The organism is Pseudomonas sp. GM30, assembly GCF_000282275.2.
Lineage (GTDB): Bacteria > Pseudomonadota > Gammaproteobacteria > Pseudomonadales > Pseudomonadaceae > Aquipseudomonas.
The window spans coordinates 273,962-298,356 of sequence record NZ_AKJP02000011.1 but is presented as its reverse complement, the minus strand read 5'-3'; the positions used below and the strand labels follow the sequence as shown (position 1 = coordinate 298,356).

Annotated in this window: 22 protein-coding genes; 7 read left to right on the top strand and 15 right to left on the bottom strand. The window is 61.2% G+C overall.

Translation table 11 applies throughout. From position 1 onward, the window contains the following. Nucleotides 1-95 precede the first annotated feature (95 nt). Nucleotides 96-854 carry a COG4705 family protein gene (locus PMI25_RS09060; protein ID WP_007965878.1) on the top strand — a complete coding sequence of 253 codons (759 nt, stop codon included), beginning with the start codon at nucleotides 96-98 and terminating at the stop codon, nucleotides 852-854. Between the two features lie 148 nt (nucleotides 855-1,002). Here the strand turns inward: PMI25_RS09060 and PMI25_RS09055 are convergent, their stop codons facing one another. The 5 genes from PMI25_RS09055 to PMI25_RS09035 form a co-directional block, all read right to left on the bottom strand. Further along, nucleotides 1,003-2,322: an MFS transporter gene (locus PMI25_RS09055; RefSeq protein ID WP_007965880.1), complete on the bottom strand. Its 1,320-nt coding sequence runs from the start codon at nucleotides 2,320-2,322 to the stop codon at nucleotides 1,003-1,005. Nucleotides 2,323-2,643: 321 nt separating this feature from the next. Beyond that, nucleotides 2,644-3,975 (bottom strand): sigma-54-dependent transcriptional regulator, encoded by a 1,332-nt coding sequence (locus PMI25_RS09050; protein WP_007965882.1) that lies wholly within the window; start codon nucleotides 3,973-3,975, stop codon nucleotides 2,644-2,646. Further along, a complete protein-coding gene (locus PMI25_RS09045) occupies nucleotides 3,975-5,735 on the bottom strand; it encodes an ATP-binding protein (protein ID WP_007965883.1) in 1,761 nt (586 codons plus the stop codon). The genes PMI25_RS09050 and PMI25_RS09045 overlap by 1 nt, the downstream gene beginning before the upstream one ends. 78 nt (nucleotides 5,736-5,813) lie before the next feature. After that, entirely contained in the window at nucleotides 5,814-6,008 is a 195-nt protein-coding gene (locus PMI25_RS09040) for a hypothetical protein (protein WP_027612503.1), read from the bottom strand. Between the two features lie 180 nt (nucleotides 6,009-6,188). Next, complete coding sequence (locus PMI25_RS09035; RefSeq protein WP_003227616.1) at nucleotides 6,189-7,712, bottom strand: fumarate hydratase; 1,524 nt, start codon at nucleotides 7,710-7,712, stop codon at nucleotides 6,189-6,191. A gap of 485 nt (nucleotides 7,713-8,197) precedes the next feature. On the opposite strand from PMI25_RS09035, the gene PMI25_RS09030 reads away from it, so the two are divergent. The 3 genes from PMI25_RS09030 (at nucleotide 8,198) to PMI25_RS09020 (ending at nucleotide 11,198) form a co-directional block, all read left to right on the top strand. Continuing rightward, nucleotides 8,198-9,304, top strand: coding sequence for a GGDEF domain-containing protein (locus tag PMI25_RS09030; protein WP_007965885.1), 1,107 nt, complete (start codon nucleotides 8,198-8,200; stop codon nucleotides 9,302-9,304). Continuing rightward, nucleotides 9,297-10,232 (top strand): iron-sulfur-binding ferredoxin reductase, encoded by a 936-nt coding sequence (locus PMI25_RS09025; protein WP_007965887.1) that lies wholly within the window; start codon nucleotides 9,297-9,299, stop codon nucleotides 10,230-10,232. The genes PMI25_RS09030 and PMI25_RS09025 overlap by 8 nt, the downstream gene beginning before the upstream one ends. A 216-nt stretch (nucleotides 10,233-10,448) precedes the next feature. Continuing rightward, a complete protein-coding gene (locus tag PMI25_RS09020) occupies nucleotides 10,449-11,198 on the top strand; it encodes an enoyl-CoA hydratase-related protein (protein WP_007965889.1) in 750 nt (249 codons plus the stop codon). Nucleotides 11,199-11,375: 177 nt separating this feature from the next. Here the strand turns inward: PMI25_RS09020 and pyk are convergent, their stop codons facing one another. Next, entirely contained in the window at nucleotides 11,376-12,827 is a 1,452-nt protein-coding gene (gene pyk, locus PMI25_RS09015) for a pyruvate kinase (protein WP_007965891.1), read from the bottom strand. Nucleotides 12,828-13,001: 174 nt separating this feature from the next. Between pyk and PMI25_RS09010 the strand changes: the two genes are divergently transcribed. Together PMI25_RS09010 and PMI25_RS09005 are read left to right on the top strand one after the other, a co-directional pair. Continuing rightward, nucleotides 13,002-13,388 carry a tetratricopeptide repeat protein gene (locus tag PMI25_RS09010; RefSeq protein WP_007965893.1) on the top strand — a complete coding sequence of 129 codons (387 nt, stop codon included), beginning with the start codon at nucleotides 13,002-13,004 and terminating at the stop codon, nucleotides 13,386-13,388. 230 nt (nucleotides 13,389-13,618) lie between these two features. Next, the gene (locus PMI25_RS09005) at nucleotides 13,619-13,978 is read left to right on the top strand and encodes a PilZ domain-containing protein (protein WP_027612508.1); all 360 of its coding nucleotides are present in this window, start codon (nucleotides 13,619-13,621) and stop codon (nucleotides 13,976-13,978) included. A 95-nt stretch (nucleotides 13,979-14,073) separates the two neighbouring features. On the opposite strand, the gene PMI25_RS09000 is transcribed toward PMI25_RS09005, so the two are convergent. From PMI25_RS09000 to PMI25_RS08965, 8 genes are all read right to left on the bottom strand, one after another. Further along, nucleotides 14,074-14,445: a DUF6124 family protein gene (locus tag PMI25_RS09000; RefSeq protein ID WP_007965896.1), complete on the bottom strand. Its 372-nt coding sequence runs from the start codon at nucleotides 14,443-14,445 to the stop codon at nucleotides 14,074-14,076. 486 nt (nucleotides 14,446-14,931) lie between these two features. Continuing rightward, the gene (locus PMI25_RS08995; RefSeq protein WP_007965898.1) at nucleotides 14,932-15,147 is read right to left on the bottom strand and encodes a hypothetical protein; all 216 of its coding nucleotides are present in this window, start codon (nucleotides 15,145-15,147) and stop codon (nucleotides 14,932-14,934) included. Nucleotides 15,148-15,374: 227 nt separating this feature from the next. After that, entirely contained in the window at nucleotides 15,375-16,706 is a 1,332-nt protein-coding gene (locus PMI25_RS08990) for a DUF58 domain-containing protein (RefSeq protein WP_007965899.1), read from the bottom strand. Then, the gene (locus PMI25_RS08985) at nucleotides 16,703-17,704 is read right to left on the bottom strand and encodes an AAA family ATPase (RefSeq protein WP_007965902.1); all 1,002 of its coding nucleotides are present in this window, start codon (nucleotides 17,702-17,704) and stop codon (nucleotides 16,703-16,705) included. The genes PMI25_RS08990 and PMI25_RS08985 overlap by 4 nt, the downstream gene beginning before the upstream one ends. Continuing rightward, on the bottom strand, nucleotides 17,701-18,864 hold the full coding sequence (locus PMI25_RS08980) for a DUF4350 domain-containing protein (protein ID WP_007965904.1): 1,164 nt from the start codon (nucleotides 18,862-18,864) through the stop codon (nucleotides 17,701-17,703). Before PMI25_RS08980 ends, PMI25_RS08985 begins: the two co-directional genes overlap by 4 nt. Further along, nucleotides 18,861-20,408: a DUF4129 domain-containing protein gene (locus PMI25_RS08975; protein WP_007965905.1), complete on the bottom strand. Its 1,548-nt coding sequence runs from the start codon at nucleotides 20,406-20,408 to the stop codon at nucleotides 18,861-18,863. Before PMI25_RS08975 ends, PMI25_RS08980 begins: the two co-directional genes overlap by 4 nt. After that, the gene (locus tag PMI25_RS08970; protein ID WP_007965907.1) at nucleotides 20,395-21,372 is read right to left on the bottom strand and encodes a stage II sporulation protein M; all 978 of its coding nucleotides are present in this window, start codon (nucleotides 21,370-21,372) and stop codon (nucleotides 20,395-20,397) included. The genes PMI25_RS08975 and PMI25_RS08970 overlap by 14 nt, the downstream gene beginning before the upstream one ends. Continuing rightward, nucleotides 21,369-22,094 carry an RDD family protein gene (locus PMI25_RS08965; protein ID WP_007965910.1) on the bottom strand — a complete coding sequence of 242 codons (726 nt, stop codon included), beginning with the start codon at nucleotides 22,092-22,094 and terminating at the stop codon, nucleotides 21,369-21,371. The genes PMI25_RS08970 and PMI25_RS08965 overlap by 4 nt, the downstream gene beginning before the upstream one ends. A gap of 181 nt (nucleotides 22,095-22,275) precedes the next feature. Here PMI25_RS08965 and sbcB point away from each other — a divergent pair, with 181 nt between their 5' ends. Then, on the top strand, nucleotides 22,276-23,706 hold the full coding sequence (gene sbcB, locus PMI25_RS08960; RefSeq protein WP_007965912.1) for an exodeoxyribonuclease I: 1,431 nt from the start codon (nucleotides 22,276-22,278) through the stop codon (nucleotides 23,704-23,706). 103 nt (nucleotides 23,707-23,809) lie between these two features. Here sbcB and mvaT read toward each other — a convergent pair whose 3' ends face one another. After that, entirely contained in the window at nucleotides 23,810-24,187 is a 378-nt protein-coding gene (mvaT, locus tag PMI25_RS08955; protein ID WP_003227581.1) for a histone-like nucleoid-structuring protein MvaT, read from the bottom strand. Between the last annotated feature and the right edge of the window lie 208 nt (nucleotides 24,188-24,395).

The following is a 24,395-nucleotide window of genomic DNA, read 5'->3' as shown; positions in this document are numbered from 1 at the left end:
TCTGTTGCCGACCGCTTTTTCACCGGCGCATCGCCAGTCTGCCCACGGCCAGAAAACCCAAGAAACGGCCGTCTCACACTGGAGCTTTGCTTGCGATGAACAAACTGCCTCAAATCACCCTGGCGTTCTGGGTCATGAAAATCTGCGCGACGACCCTGGGGGAAACCGCGGGGGATTTGCTGTCGATGACCCTCAACGTCGGGTACGCCCTCAGCTCGCTGATCCTGATCAGCGTGTTCGTGCTGACCCTGATCAGCCAATTGATGGCCAAGACCTACAAGCCGCTGCTGTACTGGATCGTGATTCTGTCCACCAGCACCGCCGGCACCACCATGTCCGACTTCATGGACCGCACCCTCGGGCTCGGCTACGCCACCGGGTCGATGATCCTGATTGCGATTCTGCTGGCGATCTTCGCGGCCTGGCGCCTGAGTGGCGATTCGCTGAACGTCAGCAAGGTGCAGACTTTCCGCGGCGAGATGTTCTACTGGATGGCGATTCTGTTTTCCAACACCCTGGGCACAGCGCTCGGCGACTACCTGGCCGATGACTCGGGTCTGGGGTTTGCGGGGGGCGCGCTGCTGATCGGCTCGACCATTGCCGTGGTCGTGGCGCTCAAATACTTCACGAAGATTTCGTCGGTGCTGTTGTTCTGGGTGGCGTTCGTGCTGACCCGGCCGTTTGGTGCGACCTTGGGCGATCTGATGACCAAGCCCCATGAAAAGGGCGGCCTGGATTTCGGCACCATCGGCTCGTCGGCGGTGCTGGCGGGGATTCTGCTGGTGATGATTGTCGGCGCGTTGTATGCGCAGAAGCGTTACGGCAAGCCAACGATAGTTGCTGAATTGTCCTGATACCGAGTCGCCCCAATCGCTGGCAAGCCAGCTCCCACAATGATCGGTGATGTTCACCAAATCTGTATGCACCACCCGAACCTGTGGGAGCTGGCTTGCCAGCGATGAGGCCACCACAGCCACCGTTGCAGTGGCTGTGAAAACCCGATCAGTCAGTCACGATCCGCGAGTGTTTCTGCGTGTCTTTCATGGTGATGTACACCAGCAGCGACACCGCGATGCACGCGGTCACGTACCAGTAGTAACCGGTTTCCATGCCGATGCTCTTGAACCACAGTGCGATGTATTCGGCGGTGCCACCGAAGATCGACACGGTCAGCGCGTACGGCAGGCCGACGCCCAGCGCGCGGATTTCGGTGGGGAACAGTTCGGCTTTCACCACGGCGTTGATCGAGGTGTAGCCGCTGACGATGATCAGTGCGGCCATGATCAGGAAGAACGCGCCCCACCAGGTCTGGATGGTGTGCAGGGTCATCAGGATCGGCACGGTGAAGATCGTCCCCAGCACACCGAAAGCGATCAGGATCGGACGACGACCGATCTTATCGGACAGACCACCGATGATCGGTTGCAGGCACATGAACAGGAACAGCGTGGCGGCCGAAATGGTGGTCGAGTCGGAGATGCTCATGCCGACAGTGTTCACCAGGTATTTCTGCATGTAGGTGGTGTAGGTGTAGAACGCCAGCGTCCCGCCCATGGTCAGGCCGACCACGGTCAGCAGTTCTTTCGGGTGGCGCATCAAGGTGCGCATCGCGCTTTCCTTGGACTTCTCCTTCTTGGTGAACGATTCGGTTTCTTCCATGCCGCGACGCAGGTACAGCGCGACGATCGCGCACAGTGCGCCGATGGCGAACGGAATACGCCAGCCCCACGCGTACAGCTGTTCGGTGGTCAGCATGTTCTGCAGCACGATCAGCACGCCCAGCGCGATCAGCTGGCCGGAGATCAGGGTCACGTACTGGAAGCTGGAGAAGAAGCCGCGACGCTCCCTGGTCGCCATCTCCGACAGGTAGGTGGCCGAGGTGCCGTATTCGCCGCCGACCGACAGGCCTTGCAGCAAGCGGGCGAAGACCAGCAGGATCGGCGCGCCGATGCCGATGGTTTCGTAGTTCGGGCTGAGGGCGATCAGCAAGGAGCCGAAGCACATCAGGTAGACCGAGGCCATCAAGGCTTTCTTGCGCCCGACCTTGTCGGCGTAGAGGCCCATCAGCCAGCCACCGATCGGGCGCATCAGGAAACCCACGGCGAAGATCGCGGCGGTGTTCATCAATTGCGCAGTGGTGGAACCGGCGGGGAAGAAGGTCTTGGCGAAGTACAGCGAAAATGCTGCGTAAACGTACCAGTCGTACCACTCGACCATGTTGCCGACCGAGCCGCTGAAGATCGATTTGATCCGGCTGGCGGTGGTTCTTTCTTTGGCGGGCGCGGCAGCCGACCCAAGGGGCAGGGCGTTGGAGTTATCCATTGAAGGATCCTTCGTTTAATTGTTTTTGTGGAGCGCGTAGAAACGCAGCCTGCAGGGGCTATAGCAGGAGCTGTGCCAACGGGGGGAGGGCCGGTTTAGAGGGGGCGGCAGGACTTTATGAGCGGAAATCCGCTTATGGCTGGATTGTGGTGAGCGGAAAGTCGCTCATTCAGGCTGATGGATAAATGTTGCCTGTGCGGGCCTCTTCGCGGGCAAGCCCGCTCCCACAGTGGTCGGTGGTGTTCACAAAATCTGTGTTCAGCACAAAACCCTGTGGGAGCGGGCTTGCCCGCGAAGAGGCCCGATCAGACACAGCAAAACTCAGCTGCCCGAAACAAACATCTCCCGACTCAACCCATGCCGCTGCAGCTTTTCATTGAAGGTCCGCCGCGGTAGCTGCAACTCCTCCAGCACCGCTTTCACATCGCCCTTGTGCCGGGTCAGCGCCGCGCGCAGGCATTGCGCTTCAAACGCTTCCTGCTGCGCCGCGAGCGACTGGCCCGGATCGATGCCGTGCACCGGCTCATCCAGCCCCAGCACCTGCCGCTCGGCGACGTTCGCCAGTTCGCGCACGTTGCCCGGCCAGTCGTGGCTGAGCAGATGACTCAATTGCGCCCCGCTCAACGGCGGGAACGTGCGGCCCAGGCGCTGTGCAGCGCTGAAGGCGAACGACTCGAACAGCAGCGGAATGTCTTCGCGCCGATCGCGCAGCGGCGGCAGGCGCAGTTCGGCGACGTTCAGGCGATACGCTAGGTCTTCGCGAAAACGTCCGGCCCGGGCCTCATCCAGCAGGTCGGGTTTGGTCGCGGCAACAATCCGCAGATCAACGCGAATGCTCTGGTTCGAACCGAGGCGCTCCAGCTTCTGTTCCTGCAACACCCGCAGCAGCTTCACTTGCTGGGCCAGCGGCATGCTTTCGATTTCATCGAGAAACAGCGTGCCACCGTCGGCATATTCCAGCTTGCCGATGCGCTTGCCGGAAGCGCCGGTGAACGCGCCACTTTCATGACCGAACAGCTCGGCTTCGAACAACTGCTCGGGGATCGCCGCGCAGTTCAGTGCCACGAAGGGTTTGTCGGCGCGCGGGCCGAAATCATGCAGGCAACGGGCGATCAGTTCCTTGCCGCTGCCGGTCTCACCACGGATCAACACGTTGACCGGCAGCGCCGCCAGATCCAGCACTTGCCGACGCAAAGTCTGCATGCCACGAGACACGCCGAGCAGCGTGGCATCGAGTCTGGCGCGGTGGTCGGCCTGCTCGTGCAAGGCACGGTTTTCCAGAACCAGCCGACGCTTGTCGAGCGCCCGGCGCAGGCTGCCGAGCAGGGTGTCCGGGCTGAAGGGTTTTTCCAGAAAGTCGTAGGCGCCGTCACGCATGGCTTCGACCGCCATCGGCACATCGCCGTGACCGGTCAGCAGGATCACCGGCAAATCGCTGTCACGGCGCTGCACTTCGGCCAACAACTGCAGGCCACTGAGCCCGGGCATGCGCACATCGCTGAGGATCACCCCTGGGAAATGCGCGGGCAGCGCGGCGAGGCAATCTTCGGCGCGGCTGAACAGCCGCACCTCGAACCCCGACAGGCTCAGCCATTGCTCGACGGCGCTGCGAATGCTGCTCTCGTCATCGACCACCATCACTGAGTTGAGCATCAGATGTGTGCCTCCAGATCGATCGGCAAGGTCAGGCTGAACACCGCGCCAGCCTCGCCATTTTCCACGCTCAGACGCCCGCCGGATTCATGCACGATGGCAAAGGATACTGCCAGCCCCAGCCCCAGACCGTCACCCACCGGTTTGGTGGTGAAGAACGGATCGAACACCTGATTCAGGTGCTGCTCGGCAATCCCGCCGCCATTGTCGATCACGCTCAGACGCCACAGCTGTTCATCGGACTCCAGACGGATTTCCAGGCGTTTGCACGGTTTGCCCTGCATCGCATCGAGGGCGTTGCGCAACAGATTGATCAGCACCTGTTCGAGGCGAATCGCATCGCCACGCACCCAGGCCGGACGCGTCAGGTGCAGCACCAGACTGACCTGTTCGTCGCGTAGGCGCGCGTCGAGCAGTTGCAGCGACTGATCGACCACGGTCGCCAGATCCAGCCGTTCGCGCAGGCCGCTGGGGCTTTTGCGGGCAAAGGTTTTCAGGTGGCCGGTGAGCGATGCCATGCGCGTGAGCATGTCGTCCACCGGTTTGAGCGCCTTGTACGCATCATCGACGCGGCCATGCTCAAGCAGCAAGCGCAGCGTTGCGAGCTGCATGCGTTGCGCGGTCAGCGGCTGATTGATTTCGTGGGCCAGTGCGGCGGACATCTGCCCCAGTGCGGCAAGCTTGGCCGATTGCACCAGACCGTCCTGCGCAGTGCGCAGATCGCGGGTGCGTTCTTCGACCAGTTGTTCGAGTTCTTCACGGTTGCGCTGACGGACTTTCGACAGGCGCCAGCGCTGATTGAGGAACAACAGCAGGAACACCAGCGCCAGCCATACACCCGCAGCGGCCAGCCCGGCGTTACGCAAATCTTCGAAAGCCACTTGCGGGCGCCGCAACAAGTGCAGGGTCCAGCCTTCGGCGGCCAGCGGCAGTGATTCCCACAAGTAATCCGCCGTTCCGTCCGGGCCTTCGACTCGACGCAGGTCGCTGTTGTCGTCGAAGTGACGCAGGGACAAATGCGTCAGCGGGATCAGCGATTGTTTGTCGTACTGGCGCGTGCGCTTGATCTCGTCCATGTCGCGGCTGTCCAGCGGCCGCAACGAGCGATAGCGCCAGCCGGGCTGGTTGGCGATGAAGATGATCCCGCGTGCATCGCTGACCAGCAGCGTGTCGCTGCCCTGGCTCCATTCGCGCTCAAGCTCGGGGAACTCCAGTTTGACTACCATCGCGCCAAGGAACTCGGCGTTGTCGCCGAGCACCGCGCTGGACAGAAAATAGCCGGGGATGCCGCTGGTCACGCCCACCGCATAAAAGCGCCCGCTGCCCTGAGTGCGGGTCTGGCTGAAGTACGGACGAAAACCGTAGTTGTGGCCGACGTAACTGCTCGGCAGGCGCCAGTTGCTGGCGGCCACCGCGAGGCCGCTGTGATCAAGCAGCTCGAGGGTCGAGGACTGCGCCGCGCCGTTGATCTGCTCCAGCTTCAGATTCAGCACATTCTGTTGTTCCGCGCCCACCGGCCCGGCCAGCGCGCTGCGCAATTGCGGGTCCAGCGCCAGCACCGCGGGCAGGGCGCGATAGCGGTCGATCAGGGTGTGCAACGAGTTGGCATACAGCGCCAATTGCTGGCTGGCGCGGGTGGCGTCTTCCTCCATCGCCTGGCGTTCGGCGTGGCGGATGGCAAGGGTCGCGGCGATGGCCGCACCGGCAATGATCAGCAGGGTGTACAACGACAAACGCAGGGTACGGGAAGTCGGCAGCATGCTGGGCTAATGGATAGAGGGACGGGCGGGCACGATAGCATGGGCCTGCCCGTCCTTCTCGTCTGACGCGTTACCTGATCAGACCGCCGTGAACCGGTGTGAGTGTGAAAGCAGCATGGTGCGGGTATAAGCCAGCTCGCCAATGATGGCTTGCGTGGCCTGTGTCAGGCTTTCGACGCTGTCACTCGAACAAACCAAACGCTTGCTGAAAGTGGCAATCGTCGAACTCTTGGCGATGGAGGGCGGGGTGATACTGAGGTCTTGATCAGCCATGAGTCACATACATTGCACAGGCGAAGACGCAGATGGATTGACGCTAACAACAATCATGGCAGCGCACACCTGTCAGATCTGACAGGTGCGCTCAAGCCCAAGGTATGTGTCGTTCTCCCAGGCATAAAAAAGGCCGGCCCGTCGATTGACGGGCCGGCCTTTTTTACAGCTGCGAAACGCTTACTGCACTTCTACCGCCAGGCTTTCGGCGATCTTCTGTTGCCAGATCGCCGGGCCGGTGATGTGCACCGACTCACCGTTGCTGTCCACCGCGACGGTGACCGGCATGTCCTTGACCTCGAACTCGTAGATCGCTTCCATGCCCAGCTCGGCGAAGGCCAGCACCTTGGACTTCTTGATGGCCTGGGCCACCAGGTAAGCGGCGCCGCCGACGGCCATCAGGTACACGGCCTTGTTGTCCTTGATCGCTTCGATCGCGGTCGGGCCACGCTCGGACTTGCCGATCATGCCCAGCAGACCGGTCTGCTCAAGGATCTGCCGGGTGAACTTGTCCATCCGCGTGGCGGTGGTCGGGCCAGCCGGGCCAACCACTTCGTCACCGACCGGATCAACCGGGCCGACGTAGTAGATAAAGCGACCTTTGAGATCCACCGGCAGGGTTTCGCCCTTGTTCAGCATCTCGACCATGCGCTTGTGCGCTGCGTCGCGACCGGTGAGCATCTTGCCGTTGAGCAGGACGGTTTCGCCCGGCTTCCAGCTCTGCACTTCTTCCGGGGTCAGGGTATCGAGGTTGACGCGACGGGCCGACGGGCCGGCTTCCCAGACGATTTCCGGGTAGGCGTCCAGCGATGGCGCTTCCAGCGAGGCCGGGCCAGTGCCGTCGAGCACGAAGTGCGCGTGACGGGTGGCGGCGCAGTTCGGGATCATGCACACCGGCAGGGAAGCGGCGTGGGTCGGGTAGTCCATGATCTTCACGTCGAGCACGGTGGTCAGGCCACCGAGGCCCTGGGCGCCGATGCCCAGCTGGTTGACCTTCTCGAACAGCTCCAGGCGGATCTCTTCGATGCGGTTCTGCGGGCCACGGGCTTTCAGTTCGTGAATGTCGATGGATTCCATCAACACTTCTTTAGCCATGACCGCGGCTTTCTCGGCGGTGCCACCGATGCCGATGCCGAGCATGCCCGGTGGGCACCAGCCGGCGCCCATGGTCGGAACGGTCTTGAGCACCCAGTCAACGATCGAGTCGGACGGGTTGAGCATGGCCATTTTCGACTTGTTCTCGGAACCGCCGCCCTTGGCCGCCACGTCCACTTCCACGGTATTGCCCGGGACGATGGAGTAGTGGATGACCGCCGGGGTGTTGTCCTTGGTGTTTTTACGAGCGCCCGCCGGGTCGGCGAGGATCGAGGCACGCAGGACGTTTTCCGGCAGATTGTAGGCGCGGCGCACGCCTTCATTGATCATGTCGTCCAGGCTCATGGTCGCGCCATCCCAACGTACGTCCATGCCCACCCGCACGAACACGGTGACGATGCCGGTGTCCTGGCAGATCGGCCGGTGGCCGGTGGCGCACATGCGCGAGTTGATCAGGATCTGCGCGATCGAATCACGGGCCGCTGGCGATTCTTCGCGCAGGTAGGCTTCGTGCATCGCCTGGATGAAATCCACGGGGTGGTAATAGGAAATGAACTGCAGGGCGTCGGCAACGCTCTGAATCAGGTCGTCTTGCTTGATCACGGTCATGAGTCGCGCTCCTCTAAAAGACGGGAACATTCAATAAGGTGCCTGCGGCTTGGGTGCATCGGTCGGTCGCAAGCACCTTTCAAGGCACGCCGGGGCTGCTGGCGCGACGCTAAAAAGGCGCGGCAGTATACCGCGCCTCAGCAGGGCATACACGCGCCGGCAGTCATTCGTTGGTCGCATACCGAACCCTGCTGGCCCCTGTGGCGAGGGAGCTTGCTCCCGCTCGGCTGCGCAGCAGCCGTAAATCGGTATACACGGTGGAACTGAAATATTGAGTTGGCTGGATTTGGGCCTGCTGCGCAGGCCAGCGGGAGCAAGCTCCCTCGCCACAGAAGGCGGCGTCAATCCGACAATCGGGTCATGCATTTGACGTCAATTTTTGGCGCCGAAAATCGGTGGTCATTTATCGACCGCCCCTCTAAAGTGGCATCCGGTCTGTAGAGTAGGACACTCGGTCAGCCTCCTATCGCACGGTGAGTCAACGATTGACCCATAACGCTATTCAACGTCTTTTGCTCAAACGCTTTGCACTCGCTGCAGCCACCTATGGATTGGCTTTGCTGCTGCTGTGGCTGGCGTTTTTCACCGGGCATTACCCGCAATCATTGAACAGCGTGGCCATCGGCAGCGCGCTGGTGGTGATCTGCCAGGCGACGTTGTTTGCGCTGTTCTGGTCCGGGCGCAATCAGCGCTTTGCCGACCCCAGCCTGACCGAGGCGCAAGTGCTGCTCGGGCTCGGCTGGCAGACCTGGCTGATCGCCCATCTGGATGAAGCACGCGGCGCGTTTCTGGTGTTCTACGTGCTGATCCTGCTGTTCGGCCTGTTCCATTTATCCCGACGCGCGTTCATTCGTTGCGCGCTGCTGGTGTTCTTCAGTTTCTGTGCGATCACCCTTTGGGATGGCTTCCACTTCCGTCTGCCGGATCCGGCATTGGCGGCGTTGCAGGTGTGCATTCTGGCGATGGTGCTGGCGTGGCTGGTGATTTACGCACGCTTCGTCCAGGTTTCACGCCAGCGCATGCGCCAGCGCCGGTTTGCCTTACAGGCGCATCAGGACACCCTGCGCGGGATGATGCGCCAGCTCGAAGATCTGGTGGCCACCGACGAGTTGACCGGGCTGTTCAATCGCCGGCATTTTCTGCGTCTGGCCTCACGGGAACTGGCGGAGATGGAACCGGGCGTGGTGCATGGTCTGGCACTGATCGACCTCGATCACTTCAAACGCATCAACGATCTGCACGGTCATGCCGCCGGCGATCAGGTGTTGCAGGCTTTCGCCGGCGTGGCGGGTGCCTGCCTGCGTGACGGCGACGTGCTGGCGCGTTACGGTGGCGAAGAATTCGTGGTGTTGCTGCCCGACTGCGATGCCGAACGCCTGACCGCCTGCTGCGAACGCCTGCGCATTGCTTTCACTGATGTCGAACTGATGGGCCTGAACGTGCGCAGCCTCAGCCTGTCGGCAGGCATGACCCTGCTGGAACTGGGCGATGATCTGGACGACGCTTTGCAGCGTGCCGATCAGGCGCTGTACCGGGCCAAGCGCGACGGGCGCAATCGCTGTGCAGCGGCATGGGAGAATGTGGATGCCTGAACTTCGCGTCGGTGATCGGCAATGGTCGGTGGCGGCGGGCAGCAACCTGCTCGACGCCCTCAACCAGAACGGCGTCGCGGTGCCTTACAGCTGCCGCGCCGGCAGTTGCCATGCCTGTCTGGTGCAGTGCGTGAACGGCTTGCCCGCCGACAGTCGCCCGGATGCCTTGAGCGCCGAACAGCGCCAGCAAGGCTGGCGGCTGGCCTGTCAGTGTCAGGTCACGGAAGATTTGCAGGTACACACCTTCGACCCGGTCACCGACGGGCGCCCGGCGGTGGTCGAGGCGCTGGACTGGCTCAGTGATAACGTCCTGCGTTTGCGCCTCGCTCCGCAGCGACCGCTGCGCTACAGCGCGGGGCAGCATCTGGTGTTGTGGATCAATCACATCGCCCGGCCGTATTCGCTGGCGAGCCTGCCGCAGGAAGACCGTTTTCTCGAATTTCACCTCGACTGCCGCCAGCCCGGCGAATTCAGCGATGCGGCGCGGCGCCTGCAGATCGGCGACCCGATCCGCCTCGGCGAACTGCGCGGCGGCGCGTTGCATTACGACCCGGACTGGCACTCGCGCCCGCTGTGGCTGCTGGCGGCCGGCACCGGGCTGGGCCCGTTGTTCGGCGTGCTGCGCGAAGCCTTGCGCCAGGATCACCAAGGCGCCATCCGCGTCATTCACCTGGCCCATGACCCGCGCGAACACTATCTGGCCAAACCTCTGGCGGCGCTTGCCGCACAACGCGAAAACCTCAGCGTCGAGCTGTGGACGGCGGCCGAGTCAGCCGCCGCTTTGGCGCAACTGCGCCTTGTTTCCCGGCAAACTCTGGCCTTAGTCTGCGGCTCGACTGCCAGCGTCGATGCGTTTGCCAAGCGTCTGTACCTGGCCGGATTGCCGCGCAATCAACTGCTGGCCGATGTGTTTCTGACCCGCGGTTGAGCGCTGAATCTCGTGTGAAGGTGAACTCCTGTGGCGAGGGGATTTATCCCCGATGGGCTGCGCAGCGGCCCCAGTTTTTGTGAGCGCTGCGCACTCAATCGGGGATAAATCCCCTCGCCACAGGAATCAACCTCACCACAGAAGTTCTGGCTCACCACAGCAATCCAGCCTCACCACAAAGAATTTTGTCAGCCATTTAAATGTTGAGTAACGCTGATGACCGAAGCCATCCTGCTGGAACGCGAACGCGGTTTGCTCACCCTGCGCCTCAACCGTCCGGACAAGAAAAACGCCCTGACCCGTGCGATGTACAGTCGCCTCGCCGAGGCCCTGAAGCAGGCCGACAACGATCCTGACATCAATGCTGTGCTGATCACTGGCAGCGCTGAGTGCTTCACCGCCGGCAACGACATTGCCGACTTCATCCAGCAACCGCCGAGCGACCTCGACAGCCCGGTGTTCCACTTCATGCTCAACCTGCTCGAATGCCGCAAACCGGTGATCGCCGCTGTGGCCGGCGCAGCGGTGGGCATCGGCACCACGTTGCTGCTGCATTGTGATCTGGTCTACGTCAGCCGCGATGCGCGGTTGCGCATGCCGTTCGTCAATCTCGGGTTGTGTCCGGAGTTTGGCTCCAGCCTGATCCTGCCGCGTTTGCTCGGGCAGGCGAAAGCGGCGGAGCTGTTGCTGCTCGGCGAAGGATTCAGCGGTGAGCAGGCGGCGCAGTGGGGCATTGCCACTGAAGCGCTGGGCAGCGGCGAAGCGGCGCTGAACAAGGCGCGGGAGATGGCGTTGCGTTTCGATGAACTGCCAGCAGAGGCGGTACGCATCAGCAAGCAATTGATGAGGGCGCCGGATCGCGAATTGATCCGTAAGGTGATCGAGCAGGAGGGCGCACTGTTCACCCAGCGGTTGCGCTCGCCGGAGGCATTGGCGGCGTTGACCGGGTTTATCAAACGGCATTGAGATTTTCGCTGACTGTGCCGGCCCCTTCGCGAGCAAGCTCGCTCCCACATTGGAATGCGTTCCCTGTGGGAGCGAGCTTGCTCGCGAAGAGGTTAGACCAATCGACACATCTTCCAGAGCAGTAAACCAAAAGCCCCGGCACTCACATGCCGGGGCTTTTGGTTTTCAGCTGATCACTCAGACCTGAGGGTCGCCCACGTGCAGGATCTTCATGCCGTTGGTGCCGCCGGTGGTGTGGTAGCTGTCGCCCTTGGTCAGGATGACCCAGTCGCCTTTTTCCACAACGCCGCGCTTGACCAGTTCGTCGATCGCCTTCTGGCTGACTTCGTTCGGAGCCAGCGAAGCCGGGTCGAACGGCACGGTGTACACACCGCGGAACATCGCCGCGCGGGCCTGGGCTTCGCGGTGCGGGGTGAAGCAGTAGATCGGCACCGACGAACGGATGCGCGACATGATCAGCGGGGTGTAACCGCTTTCGGTCAGCGCGATGATCGCCTTGACGCCCGGGAAGTGGTTGGCGGTGTACATGGTCGCCAGCGCAATACTCTCGTCGCAGCGCTCGAATTCCTTGCCGATGCGGTGGCTGGAAGTCTTGCTGGTCGGGTGCTTTTCAGCGCCGACGCAGATGCGCGCCATCGCCTGCACGGCTTCCAGCGGGTAAGCGCCGGCAGCGGATTCGGCCGAGAGCATCACGGCGTCGGTGTAGTCGAGCACGGCGTTGGCCACGTCGGACACTTCGGCGCGGGTCGGCATCGGGTTCTGGATCATCGACTCCATCATCTGGGTCGCGACGATCACCGCCTTGTTGTGGCGGCGTGCGTGCAGAATGATCTTCTTCTGAATGCCCACCAGCTCGGCGTCGCCGATTTCCACACCGAGGTCGCCACGGGCAACCATCACTGCGTCGGAAGCCTTGATCAGACCGTCGAGGGTTTCGTCGTCGGCCACGGCTTCGGCGCGTTCGATTTTCGCCACCAGCCAGGCAGTGCCGCCGGCTTCGTCGCGCAGTTGACGGGCGTAGTTCATGTCAGCCGCGTCACGCGGGAAGGACACGGCGAGGTAGTCGACTTCCATTTCCGCGGCGAGCTTGATGTCGGCCTTGTCTTTTTCGGTCAGGGCTGGTGCGGTCAGGCCGCCACCGCGACGGTTGATGCCTTTGTGGTCGGACAGCGGGCCGCCGATGGTCACGACGCAGTGCAGCTCGGTAGCGGTGGCGGTTTCGACGCGCATCACTACGCGGCCGTCGTCGAGCAGCAGCTCGTCGCCCACGCCGCAGTCTTTCACCAGATCCGGGTAGTCGATGCCGACCACTTGCTGGTTGCCTTCGGTCAGCGGATGGCTGGTGGAGAAGGTGAACTTGTCACCGATCTTCAGCTCGATGCGCTTGTTGGCGAATTTGGCGATACGGATTTTCGGGCCTTGCAGGTCACCCAGCAGGGCGACGAAACGGCCGTGCTTGGCGGCCAGGTCACGCACCAGCTTCGCGCGAGCCTTGTGCTCGTCGGGGGTGCCGTGGGAGAAGTTCAGACGGGCAACGTCCAGACCAGCCAGAATCAGCTGTTCGAGAACTTCCGGCGAGTTACTGGCCGGGCCAAGGGTAGCGACGATTTTGGTACGACGGACGGACATGCAAAGACTCCTGAGTTCAAGCGCTAGCAGAGGCTACTATGCTCTTGGGGTGTAGTCATTGTTCGTTTGCACTACTTATTGTTTTCTTTATTGAACGTGGCAACTTTGGGACAAACGCGCCTGAAGATTTACGACCAGGGGTCGATACAGAGCTCAAGACAGGAGAACCTCCCCATGCGATTGTTGCCCATTGCCGCCCTTGCCCTCAGCGTCCTCGCCGTCACGGGCTGCACCCGTTGGTCGATGAACCATCATTTGAACAACGCCTACAGCGCCTACGACCGGGGCAATTGCGAGCAGGTGATGCTCGAACTGTCCAAGGTCGAACGCGCCAGCCGGGCCCGTCCGTATGTGTGGCCGGAAGTGTCGATGATGCGCGGCCAGTGCCTGGAACGGCAAAAAATGTACATCGACGCTGCGCAGACCTACCAGTTCATCATCGCCTCGTACCCCAACAGCGAATACGCCTTCCGCGCCCGCGCCCGCCTGGAAACCCTGCAGAGCCTGGGACATTACCCGACTCGCAGTGCGGCGGCGGTGCCGAGTGCGCAACGCTTCTGATGCCGGATGTCATACAAACGCTGGCTGACTGTACAGGTTGAGCTATAGTCCAGTGATCCGGTTTAGAGTCTGGCCTCTAAACATGGGGCAACACCTGCGACTGGTCGATGTTGAGGCGATGGCGTATTGGCGACCATGCCACCGGAAGCGGGGAGAGCGTGTCTGTGACACAGGCGTGTTCCGAAGCAAAGGTGCGGCTCTGTGATGGGGCCTTGCGTGGCGTACCTCGCATGTTTACCGACCGACGAATCGAACGGCACCAGTTGCCGTACTTCCTCAGGGTGTTCAACAGCGTCACCGACAAACCCATCGGTTTTCTGGGCAATGTGTCCGAAGACGGGCTGATGCTCATCAGCCAGTTACCGATGATGACCGGTGTCGATTTCAGTCTGCGTCTCAAAATTCCGCTCGGCGATGGCTGCCAGCAGGTCATCGACCTGACGGCGTGCTGCCTGTGGTGCCATGAAGACGCGACCCCGATGCACTACGACGCCGGCTTCAGCCTGCAACGCCCGCCGCCGGAATATGCGCAACTGGTGCAGGCGTTGAAGCAGTACTTCAGTTTTCAGCCCCTGCCGGCGTCTGCCTGATACAGCCAAAACCAAAGATCGCCGCCTGCGGCAGCTCCTACAGTGGAAATGCAATTTTCCTGCAGGAGCTGCCGCAGGCGGCGATCTTTTGATCTTCAAGCCTTCAAGGCAATCGCCCGCTCACTGTCCAGTGTCTTCTCCGCCAGCAACAAACCCATCTCGCTCAACTGATAGATCGCCATCGCCAGATGCCGTGGTTTGTCTTCCAGGCTGTCCGCCAGATCCAGCAGCAGAATGCTCACCGACGAGAAGGTTTCGTAGGTCTGGATGGCGATGGCTTCGGGGTTGAGGTCGGGGGCGACAACGAACATCTGCATGCCGCGATCCACGGAATTGCGTGAGGGCGATTTTGGTTTGAGGTAGTGGTCGAGGGCGCGTTCTGCGGCTTCCTGAAACCTCTCTGAATCAGGGGGGAGACAGCTGGAAGTCGCGTCAGATTCTGGAGGATTTGATGTTGCACTGTTCATGGCTTTATATCCTTTTTGCTTGGCTTCCAGTTCGGGTGAACGTGAACGGAAACTGCTATGAAGAGGTTATTCGGCCGGGGGGAGGTGAGCTGTTCGGCTCACCTAGAGACGTCCTGCTAACAGCTAAAATGTTACTAGCCTGACTGAAGCTACTGCCTCGACATTGCCCCGGACAATTAATTTCGACCGCTGATTCAGCGGCCAAGATCAAGTTACGGAGCCTCACCAATGCGTACAAGACAGAGCATTCTGGTGTGTTCGTAGGCAAAGGCGCCACGTCGTGTAGCCTAAATTCCTAGGTTTGGGGAAAGACTTCATTCGGATGACGGATATGTGTACCCGAACGCATCAATCTGTATCATTTCGATATGAGACGGGGGGATTTTAGGTGGGGTGTTGGAAGGTTTTTGAATCGTCAAATCGCTTCGATAATCACCCTGTGGATAACACCAAAGCGGTCGACAAAATTCATTGAGTTTTTGAGGCCTAGTCCGTTTCCTTTGCTCTGAGTTTCGCCAAGCCCTGCTTGATATAGCCGGCATTTTCTCCAATGACAAAAAGCGCAGAGCGGACGTTTTCTCCGATCTCGGTAAACCCCCTCTCTTCGACCTGGAGTGTTAGCTCCATTAGGGCTGCCTCCAGCCCAAGCTGATTCTGATAAATCCTTTCCAACACATCAGATAATGAATATTTAGTGGGCATTCTTCGACTCCGTTCGAGAGGCTTCGAGCATGGCTGCATGGGAAAATTTAGCGGGCAATCCGATAGCGCGGGATGGGCCGCCTCAAGGAGCGGACTGGTACTCCTTTAAATAAGTGGAGTGAGATACCGATCAATGGAAAAGCCCTTTTAGCAGCGGTATTTCTTATTAAGAAATCTACACCCGCTTGCCAATTTGAAACACCCCGCCGGCGTGAAATCTACAATGTCTATAGGGCTCCAGCTTTCTTCCAGCTTAAGTAAATTGACACTAGTTCAGTGTTTAGCTTACTGGTAGGGACATCCAGCACAGGTGTGCCATGAGCCATCAGGCGCTCATTCAGTTCGGCCCTAGCGTTTAGGTAATCCACTGCGCCGCAATAGGCCAATGCTTCAGGAAGGGTTTGTACCGAGTCTTGGCGCATTTGGTCGAGCGTTTCTTCGCGCAGGCTGACCACTAACACTTGATGCTGGCGGCTCAGGTGTTGGACTGCGTTGGTCAGTTCGCCATGGTCCTCATCCTGCAGGTTGGTCATAAGGATGACCAGTGCCCGTCGTTTCTGACGTGTTAGTAGTTGCCGAATGGCTGCCTGATAGTCCGCCGGACGTTGGCTACTCGCCAGATCGTAGACCGTGTTGAGCAGGACGTTGAGTTGCCCGCTGCCTTTTACCGGAGCTAGATATCGCGGTTGATCGTCTGCAAATGTACTCAATCCCACCGCATCGCCCTGACGCAGCGCGACATGGCTCAGCAGCAGACACGCATTCAGCGCATGGTCGAAATGCGACAGCTCGCCATCCTGGCTGCGCATTTGCCGCCCGCAATCGAGCATGAACATGATCTGTTGATCACGCTCGTCTTCATACTCGCGGGCAATCGGCGTGCGCTGACGGGCGGTGGCTTTCCAGTCGATCTGGCGCAGGCTGTCGCCCTCGCGAAATTCGCGCAACTGATGAAATTCCTGACCCTGCCCGCGACGCTGGCGCTGGCGCACACCGAGCTGGCTGAGCCAGTTGTCCACCGCCAACAACTGCCCACCGTAGAGCTTTGCGAAGTCCGGGTAGACGCGGATCTCGCCGCTCACGGCGAGCAGGCGTTTGCCTGTCCACAGACCGAACGGGCTGGGCAGGTTGATTTCGCAATGCTCGAAGCTGAAGTGCCCGCGCTTGAGCGGGCGCAGACGGTAGCCGACCGCGCTGAATTGCCCGGGTTGCAGTTCAATCGCCAGCGGCAGGTTTTCGAAGCTCAGGCCCTGTGGCACGTGGTCGAAAATCTCCACCGCGACCGGCTCGATGAAGTCATGGATGAGCTGCAGCCGCACCTCGCTCCAACGGCCGAGTGCCAGGCTGCCGGGCATCTGCCGCTGGATGCGCGGCGAGGGCAGGTTGTTCAGGCGCAGCGCATCGATGAGCGCCAGCACCAGCAGAGCCAGGAGCAAGCCCCAGTTGATCGACAACAGCGTGGCGGGCACGTCGATGTCGAGAGCTTGCAGCGTGCCCAGCAGCGTGCCGACGGCCAGCAGAATCGCGAGCCAGATCAGCAGCAGGCGTGACGGTTTCACAGGCGCGGCGCCGGCACTTGGTCGAGCAATTGTTGCAGCACCTGATCGACCTGCAGACCTTCGATGTCCAGCTCCGGCGCCACTCGCACCCGATGGCGCAGCACCGAGAGCGCGCAACCCTTGATGTCATCGGGAATCACGAACTCGCCGCCGCGCAGCAACGCGCGGGCGCGAGCGCAACGCACCAGCGCAATCGAGGCACGCGGCCCGGCGCCAAGGGTCAGGCCGGGCCAGGAGCGGGTGCTGCGCGCCAGGCGCACGGCGTAATCGAGCACTTGATCGTCGATCGGCAGATCGCTGGCGATGCGTTGCAAGGCTTGCACGTCCTTGGCTTGCAGGACGGTGCGCAGCGGCTGCACATCAAGCATGTCGGCGCGGGTCGAGCGGCTGACCTGACGCACCATGTTCAGCTCTTGCTCGGCCTCGGGGTAATCCATGCGTACCTTGAGCATGAAGCGGTCGAGCTCGGCTTCCGGCAAGGGATAAGTGCCTTCCTGCTCGATCGGGTTTTGCGTGGCGAGCACCATGAACGGCTGGGCGATCGGCAGCGCCCGACCTTCGAGGGTGACCTGGCGTTCCTGCATCGCTTCGAGCAGTGCCGCCTGGGTTTTCGCCGGTGCACGGTTGATCTCGTCGGCCAGCAGCAGGTTGGTGAACAGCGGCCCCTTGCGCAGCTTGAACTGCTCGGTGTGCAGGTCGTACACCGCGTGGCCGGTGACGTCGCTGGGCATCAGGTCCGGGGTGAACTGGATGCGCGCGAACTCGCCGCCGAAGCAGCGCGCCAGCGCCCGCACCAGCAAGGTCTTGCCCAGCCCCGGAACGCCCTCAAGCAGCACGTGACCGCCGGCGATCAACGCGGTCAGCACATCGTCGATCACGCTGTTCTGGCCGATCAGGGCCTTCTGCAATTCGCCGCGCAGCGCTTGCGCCAACTGGCTGGCACGCTGGCGTTGCTGGGCGGCGTGGCTGGCGCTGCCGGGCTCGATCTGTTCACTCATAGCGTGTTCCTCAAGGTTTGCAGGTGGGCTACCTGGCGACTGAAATCAGCGCTGCTCATGCGCTGTTTCGGCACCGGGCTCAGGGCCTGACTGATGGCGCGGGTCGGCTGGCGGGTCAGACGCGACAGCACCAGCCATTGCTCGGCCACGTTCAATTGGTCGAAGCCGGGATGACGGCGGCGGGCACGGCGCAGCACGTCCAGCTGCAAAGCTTGCAACAGCGTGTGCTGACCGTTGTGACGCAGGATGAAATCGGCACTGGCGCGCAGGTGTTCCTGCAACTGCCGGCGGCCACTCGCGGCGGGCGCCTGCAATGGCCCGTGACGCACAGCAACGTGCCACAGGCCGAGGCCGATCAGCGCCAGCAGGGCGACGATGGCTTGCGGGAAGTAACGCCAGAGCAAGGTCAGCAAACCATCGTGCACCGTATTGAAAATCAGCGTGACGTCGGTGTCGGCGCTCAGGTACCAGAGCAGCCAGGCGTTGTCGTGCTTGCTGATGGCCGGGGTCTTCCACAGTTCGGCATCGGTGACCACGGTGATCGAGCCGAGGCCGTACGGCAGTTGCATCATGTGCGTGGCCTTGGCGCTGTTGGCCCAGGCCTGGGCGAGATTCTTCGGGTCGTCCAGATGGAACGCGGTGTCGAAACCGGCGTAGGCGGGAGCGTCCTCGTCTTCCAGGTAGAGCTTGGTCAGGTTCGGGTACGGATCATCGGCCAACTCCGCCGGCGGCTCCTTGAGATCCTTGCTCAGGGACTGGTGCAACTGCACCCGATCCAGCAACAGGTCAGCGCTTTGTCTGGCCTGCTTGTCCCACAGCGCTTCGGCCACGAACACCAGGCGCCCACCGGCGCGGGCCCAGTTCAACACCTGATCGACCTGACGCGGGGTCATGCGCGAACGTTCGCCGAACAACAGCAGGGTGTGCCGACGCGGATCGATATCCGGCAGCACTGCCAGCGTTTCGGCATGGCCGACGTTGAGCCCGCGTTCACGCAAAAACATCTCTGCCGCCAGATAAGGATTGGCCTGGGCCTGGGGCGAAGGGCCGTGATCGATCACTTCCTGATAAGGCCGGGCCTTGAGGTACAGATAAATGCTCAACGCCGCGAGCAAGGCGACGATCAGCCCGCCGAGCAGCCACGCGCTACGCCGGTTCAAGTGCGCGCTCCATGGTCGAACAAGGCGCGCCAGCCGTCACACAATTCCTGTTGCAGATGCGCCGCCGGTACGCGGTGCCCGTAGGCCATGTTCTGCCAGTGCTGCGTCAGGCTGCGACTGAACGCCAGCAGTTCAGGGCGCTGCAGTTGCTCGACCCGCAGCAGCACTTGATGCTCGGTGTCAGCGGCTTTCAAGGTCAGGGCAAAGTCGTGCAGCAGACGGCTGAGCAATCCGCGATAGAGCAGGCCCAGTGCGGCGCGCGGCTGGGTCTGCCAGAGTTGTTCGGCGCTGGCGGCGATGTCGTCGGGCAAGGATTGCGGGTTCAGATCGAGGCCGAACGCCTGCTGCGGCTCAGGTGGCCTGATGCGGGCGGGCAGCTTCGGCCGACGGCTGACGAAGGTGCGCAGGAACTCGCGATAACGCCAGATTAGCCAGCCGACAGCGGCGATCAACGCCCCCCACAACAGCACTTCAATCAGGCCCGCCAGCGCATTGAAACGTTGACTGTCCAGCCAGCCGAGCAGGGTTTTCAGCCATTGCGGCGCCTCACCGGGTTTACCCTCGGCCTGGGCTGCCGGGTCGTCGCCAAAGCGATAGCGGGTCACGCTTTCCTTATTCTTGAACGGCGGTTGTTCGAGCAGTGCCTTGATGCTGTCGTGCGCAGCCTGGCTGGTCAGCGGTTGGTGCAGCAGGCGTGGCGCCTCCGGTGCGCTGGCGGGGTCGGCCGCAGCCCATACGGGTGGCACCGACGGCAGCAACAGACAGACCGCCAACAACAAACCCACCGCGCTGCTGTTCAGGCGCTGGCGCAAACGACGGAATACCAGCTCGATGTCCCACGCTTCCAGTGCCGTGCGCCGGTTCAGATACAGGCTGAAACCGCAGGCGACATAAATCGGTTCCCAGACCACCAGTACCAGCGCGTAGAAAGCGTTGGTCAGGTGTTCCAGCCAACGCCAGTGGTGATCGGTGTCGAGGATCAGCGATTGCCAGTCCCAGTCGGTTTCAATCTGCTGTGGCAGCAACATGTAGAACAGCACCATCAGGCCGATCCACAGTGCGGTTTCCAGATGCATGCCGATGATCGTCAGCCATTGCGCGGCGCCGGCATTGCGTTGCAGCAACACCTGCAAGCGTTGCTGACGGGCGGTACCGTCGAGGCCTTCGAGTTGCAGCACCGGCAGCAGGAAACTGCGACTCAGGCTCAGGCGGCGCCAGGTCAGACTGGCCAGCCATTGCGGTTTGAGCAGCCGCGGGAACTCACGCAGGGCTTGTTTCAGTGTCGGTGTTTCGCCGAACAGGGCCTTGGACAGGATGTACAGCGGCAGGCGTTCGTAGACCGGTTTCAGCCACCAGAAAATCAACACCGCCAGCGACGGCGAATCCCACAGCAACAAGGTCAGCACGGCGAACAGCGGCAGGGTGACGATGGCCCAACTGGTCATCAGCAGGCGTCGGTGCTGTTGGCTCATGAGCACGCCCAGGTCCATGGCTTCCCAGCTGGTGCGCGGGCGGATCGCCACCGTGGCGTCACTCAGGCGCATGGCGTGTCCTTCCGGCGAACAGCAGATAGACCGCCACTGCGATCCACAACGAGGCACCGACCGCATATTTGGTCGGCGGTGTGACCCCGGTCTTTGACGACCAATACGCTTCGATGAACGCCGCGATCAGCAGGAACAGCATGACGCCGCACACCAACTGCACGCTTTTGCGCGCCGCCTGCACCAGCGCCTCACCGCGCGTCAGCCGCCCCGGCGCAATCACTGCCCAGCCGAGTTTCAGCCCCGCAGCACCCGCCAGGGCAATGGCGCTCAGCTCGAAAGCTCCGTGGCCGATCACGAACGACCAGAACGTCTGCCCGAAACCGATTTCAGTCAGATGCCCGGCCACCGCGCCGATGATCAATCCGTTGTAGAACAGGAAGAACGCGCTGCCCACGCCCAGCAGCAAACCGCTGGCGAAGGTCTGAAAGGCGATGCCGATGTTGTGCATCACGTAATAACCGAACATCACCCAGTCTTCGCTGGCCGCTCGTTCGGCCGAGCGCCCGAGGTGCCCGGCCACCGGGTCGTACATGCTCTGCATGTCGCGCACCTGTTCGGCGGGGATCAGGTTGTAGATCAATTCGGGAAAGGCATACACCAGCAAGGCAAAGCCGATCAGGCTGCCGAAAAACACCAGACCGGCGGCCAGCACGAACGGCCATTCGGCACGCACCAGTCGAGGGAAGTCAGCGAGGATGAAACCCAGCAGGTTGGCGCCGAAACGACTGCGGTGCCGATACAGCTGCTGGTGACCGCGCAACACCAACTGTTGCAGCGAGTCGATCAGAAAACTGCTGTAACCACGCTCCTGTGCCAGCGCCAGATGCTGGCAGAGGCGTCGATAAGCCTTGGGGAAAGCGGCCACCTGCGAGGTGTCCTTGCCGTGTTCGAGACGTTCGAGGGCCAGGGTGAAGCGCTCCCATTCGGCCTTGTGGCGAGTTTCGAAAAGACTCTGCTTCATGTCGGACCCAACAAGCCGCGGGCGATGCCATTGAGTTCGCTGACCGCTTTGGGCGCCGTGATGTGCAGCGGTTGGGCGAGCAGCGCGGCCAGCTCGTTGACCCGCGCCGGCGACAGTTCAGCCTGGCGTTCGGCGAAGGCGAGCAGGGCGCGTTGTTCGCCGAGGTTGAGCGGCACCGGTGAACGGCGTGGCTGGGCGTCAGGTAATTGCGGGCGGAGCAGGGCGCGTTCGCTGTAGACCACCAGGGTGCCGGCGGCGATGTCGCCGAGGCGTTTGAAGGTGGGATGTTGCAGGCAACTGATGGCGCCGAAGGCATAACCGAACGGCAAGAGATCGACAAAACGCAGCAGGTTGCGCAGCAGCGAGGCCGACCAGCCGATCGGTGTGCCGTCATCGTGGATCACCCGCAGGCCCATCCATTGCTTGCCCGGCGAGCGGCCCTGATGCAGCACTTCGAACAGCACCATGTACCACCAGCTGACGGCAAACAGCAGCAACGAACCGAGACCGATGCCGAGCTTGCCGAGAAACGCCAGCACCAGCAACAGCACGCCGAGGATGGCCCCGCGAATGCCCAGGTCGATGCCGAAGGCGAGGCTGCGCACCATCAGACCGGCCGGGCGCAACGGCAGGTCGATGCCCTCCGGCGTTTCCACTTGATAGCGGGTATCGAGTGGCGGGTTCAGCGGTGCTTTCCGTGGCAGTGCTGTGTTCTCGAGCATGGGCTACCTGATGGGGCCGGATCGGGATGCGAAGTCCGTCCGATGCTAGCAGCCTCTTGGGGGAAAACGACATAACTATGTATTGCACATCGTGTGATGCGCGGTGGTTGAATGACACAGCGCTGGCCGCGACGGCCGTTCAACGCCTAGACTTTGCCGATCTTCAGTTCAGGAACCGCCCGTGACTTCAATCTTCTGGTACGACTACGAGACCACCGGCATCAATCCGCGCAACGACCGTCCGCTGCAGGTCGCCGGGATTCGCACCGACCACGACCTCAATGAAATCGACGAACCGGTCAACCTCTACTGCCAGCCCAGCGAAGACATCCTGCCGCACCCGGCGGCGTGCGCGATCACCGGTATCACCCCAAGTCGTCTCGCCGAACAGGGTTTGAGCGAAGCCGACTTCATGACCCGCGTGCACGCACAGCTGGCGGCGCCCGGCACGTGCGGCGCGGGTTACAACACCTTGCGTTTCGACGACGAGATGACCCGCTACAGTCTCTATCGCAATTTCTTCGATCCGTACGCCCGTGAATGGCAGGGCGGCAACAGTCGCTGGGACCTGATCGATGTGGTGCGTGCCGCGTATGCGCTACGCCCGGAGGGGCTGGTCTGGCCAACCGATGACCAAGGCAAGGTCACCCTCAAGCTCGAACGCCTGACAGCCGCCAACCACATCGACCATGGGCATGCCCACGAAGCACTCTCGGACGTGCGCGCCACCATCGCGCTGGCGCGGTTGATCCGCGAGAAACAGCCGAAGTTGTATGACTGGCTGTTTCAACTGCGCAGCAAGCAAAAGGTCATGGATCAGATTCGTCTGCTGCAACCGCTGGTGCATATCTCTGGACGATTTTCGGCGGCGCGGCACTATGTCGGTGTGGTGCTGCCCTTGGCCTGGCATCCGCGCAATCGCAATGCGCTGATCGTCTGTGACCTGCACCTTGATCCGCAAGGCTTGCTGGACCTGGATGCCGAAACCCTGCGCCGGCGCCTGTACACCCGCCGCGACGACCTCGCCGAGGGTGAACTGCCGGTGCCGCTCAAACTGATTCACATCAATCGCTGCCCGGTGGTGGCGCCGTTGTCGGTGTTGCGCGCCGACGATCAGCAGCGCCTGGGTCTGGATATGGCGCTGTATCAGGCGCGTGCACTGCGGCTAAGTGACGCACAACAAGTCTGGAAAGATAAAGTCGCGGCGATTTACGCCAGCGAAGACTTCACGCCGAGCGAAGATCCGGAACAGCAGTTGTACGATGGATTCATCGGTGATCGTGACCGGCGTCTATGCGAGCAAGTGAGGACGGCGGATCCGGCGCAATTAGCGCAAGAACACTGGCCGTTCGATGATGAACGTCTGCCGGAATTACTCTTTCGATATCGCGCACGTAACTTTCCCGATACGTTGAATTCCGAGGAGCAAGAACGCTGGAGAATATTCTGCCAGCAGCGTTTGTCCGAGCCGCAAATGGGCGCGCCTAATACCCTGCAATCTTTTGCCGAGGCCGCGCAGCAATGGGTGCTTAGTGCTACGCCGATACAGAATCAAGTGCTCAATGAGTGGCAGAATTATGTCCAGGCATTGCGCAAACGTTTGAATCTTTGAAATCGAACATAGTGTGCCCGTGAAATGCCGGGCATAAAAAAACGCCAGCATATGCTGGCGTTTTTCATGGGCCGCAGAAGCAGTCTGCGGCAGGCGTTGCGGCTTAGCCCAGCAGGGTAGCCCAGCCTTCAACCACGTCACCGCCCCACTTGGCTTTCCACTCTTTCAGAGTCTTGTGGTTGCCACCTTTGGTTTCGATGACTTCGCCATTGTGCGGGTTTTTGTATTGTTTAACTTTGCGCGCGCGCTTGGTGCCGGTAGTTTTGACTGCGGCGCCACGGGTGCCTTTGGTTTTCGATTCCGGATCCAGCAGGGCGATGATGTCGCGCAGGGACTTGGAGTATTCGCCCATCAGGGTGCGCAGTTTGCCTTCGAATTCCAGCTCGGCTTGCAATTTGTCGTCTTGCGACAGATTCTTCAAACGCGCTTGCAGCTCTTTGATTGCTTCTTCGGTGGCGCGATATTCGTTGATCAAGGACATGGTAACTACCTTATGCGGATGTGTTGAATGGCAGGGACAGTGCCGCAATAATAGTCAGGCTGTTTCATCAAGTAAACATTTAACCGGTTTTTTTATTTGAATTAGTTACGTGGAATAACCGTTGAATTGAATGGTCATTTAAATAATGTGATGCAGTCATCACGAGTATTCACAATTATCTGGCCGAACAGCTTCACTGCAGGACTAT

Excerpts from the sequence above, each read along its gene's own strand:
- PMI25_RS09060 (WP_007965878.1), top strand. The coding sequence starts at position 96 with ATGAACAAACTGCCTCAAATCACCCTGGCGTTCTGGGTCATGAAAATC.
- PMI25_RS09055 (WP_007965880.1), bottom strand. The coding sequence starts at position 2,322 with ATGGATAACTCCAACGCCCTGCCCCTTGGGTCGGCTGCCGCGCCCGCC.
- PMI25_RS09050 (WP_007965882.1), bottom strand. The coding sequence starts at position 3,975 with ATGCTCAACTCAGTGATGGTGGTCGATGACGAGAGCAGCATTCGCAGC.
- PMI25_RS09045 (WP_007965883.1), bottom strand. The coding sequence starts at position 5,735 with ATGCTGCCGACTTCCCGTACCCTGCGTTTGTCGTTGTACACCCTGCTG.
- PMI25_RS09040 (WP_027612503.1), bottom strand. The coding sequence starts at position 6,008 with ATGGCTGATCAAGACCTCAGTATCACCCCGCCCTCCATCGCCAAGAGT.
- PMI25_RS09035 (WP_003227616.1), bottom strand. The coding sequence starts at position 7,712 with ATGACCGTGATCAAGCAAGACGACCTGATTCAGAGCGTTGCCGACGCC.
- PMI25_RS09025 (WP_007965887.1), top strand. The coding sequence starts at position 9,297 with ATGCCTGAACTTCGCGTCGGTGATCGGCAATGGTCGGTGGCGGCGGGC.
- PMI25_RS09020 (WP_007965889.1), top strand. The coding sequence starts at position 10,449 with ATGACCGAAGCCATCCTGCTGGAACGCGAACGCGGTTTGCTCACCCTG.
- pyk (WP_007965891.1), bottom strand. The coding sequence starts at position 12,827 with ATGTCCGTCCGTCGTACCAAAATCGTCGCTACCCTTGGCCCGGCCAGT.
- PMI25_RS09010 (WP_007965893.1), top strand. The coding sequence starts at position 13,002 with ATGCGATTGTTGCCCATTGCCGCCCTTGCCCTCAGCGTCCTCGCCGTC.
- PMI25_RS09005 (WP_027612508.1), top strand. The coding sequence starts at position 13,619 with ATGTTTACCGACCGACGAATCGAACGGCACCAGTTGCCGTACTTCCTC.
- PMI25_RS09000 (WP_007965896.1), bottom strand. The coding sequence starts at position 14,445 with ATGAACAGTGCAACATCAAATCCTCCAGAATCTGACGCGACTTCCAGC.
- PMI25_RS08995 (WP_007965898.1), bottom strand. The coding sequence starts at position 15,147 with ATGCCCACTAAATATTCATTATCTGATGTGTTGGAAAGGATTTATCAG.
- PMI25_RS08985 (WP_007965902.1), bottom strand. The coding sequence starts at position 17,704 with ATGAGTGAACAGATCGAGCCCGGCAGCGCCAGCCACGCCGCCCAGCAA.
- PMI25_RS08975 (WP_007965905.1), bottom strand. The coding sequence starts at position 20,408 with ATGCGCCTGAGTGACGCCACGGTGGCGATCCGCCCGCGCACCAGCTGG.
- PMI25_RS08970 (WP_007965907.1), bottom strand. The coding sequence starts at position 21,372 with ATGAAGCAGAGTCTTTTCGAAACTCGCCACAAGGCCGAATGGGAGCGC.
- PMI25_RS08965 (WP_007965910.1), bottom strand. The coding sequence starts at position 22,094 with ATGCTCGAGAACACAGCACTGCCACGGAAAGCACCGCTGAACCCGCCA.
- mvaT (WP_003227581.1), bottom strand. The coding sequence starts at position 24,187 with ATGTCCTTGATCAACGAATATCGCGCCACCGAAGAAGCAATCAAAGAG.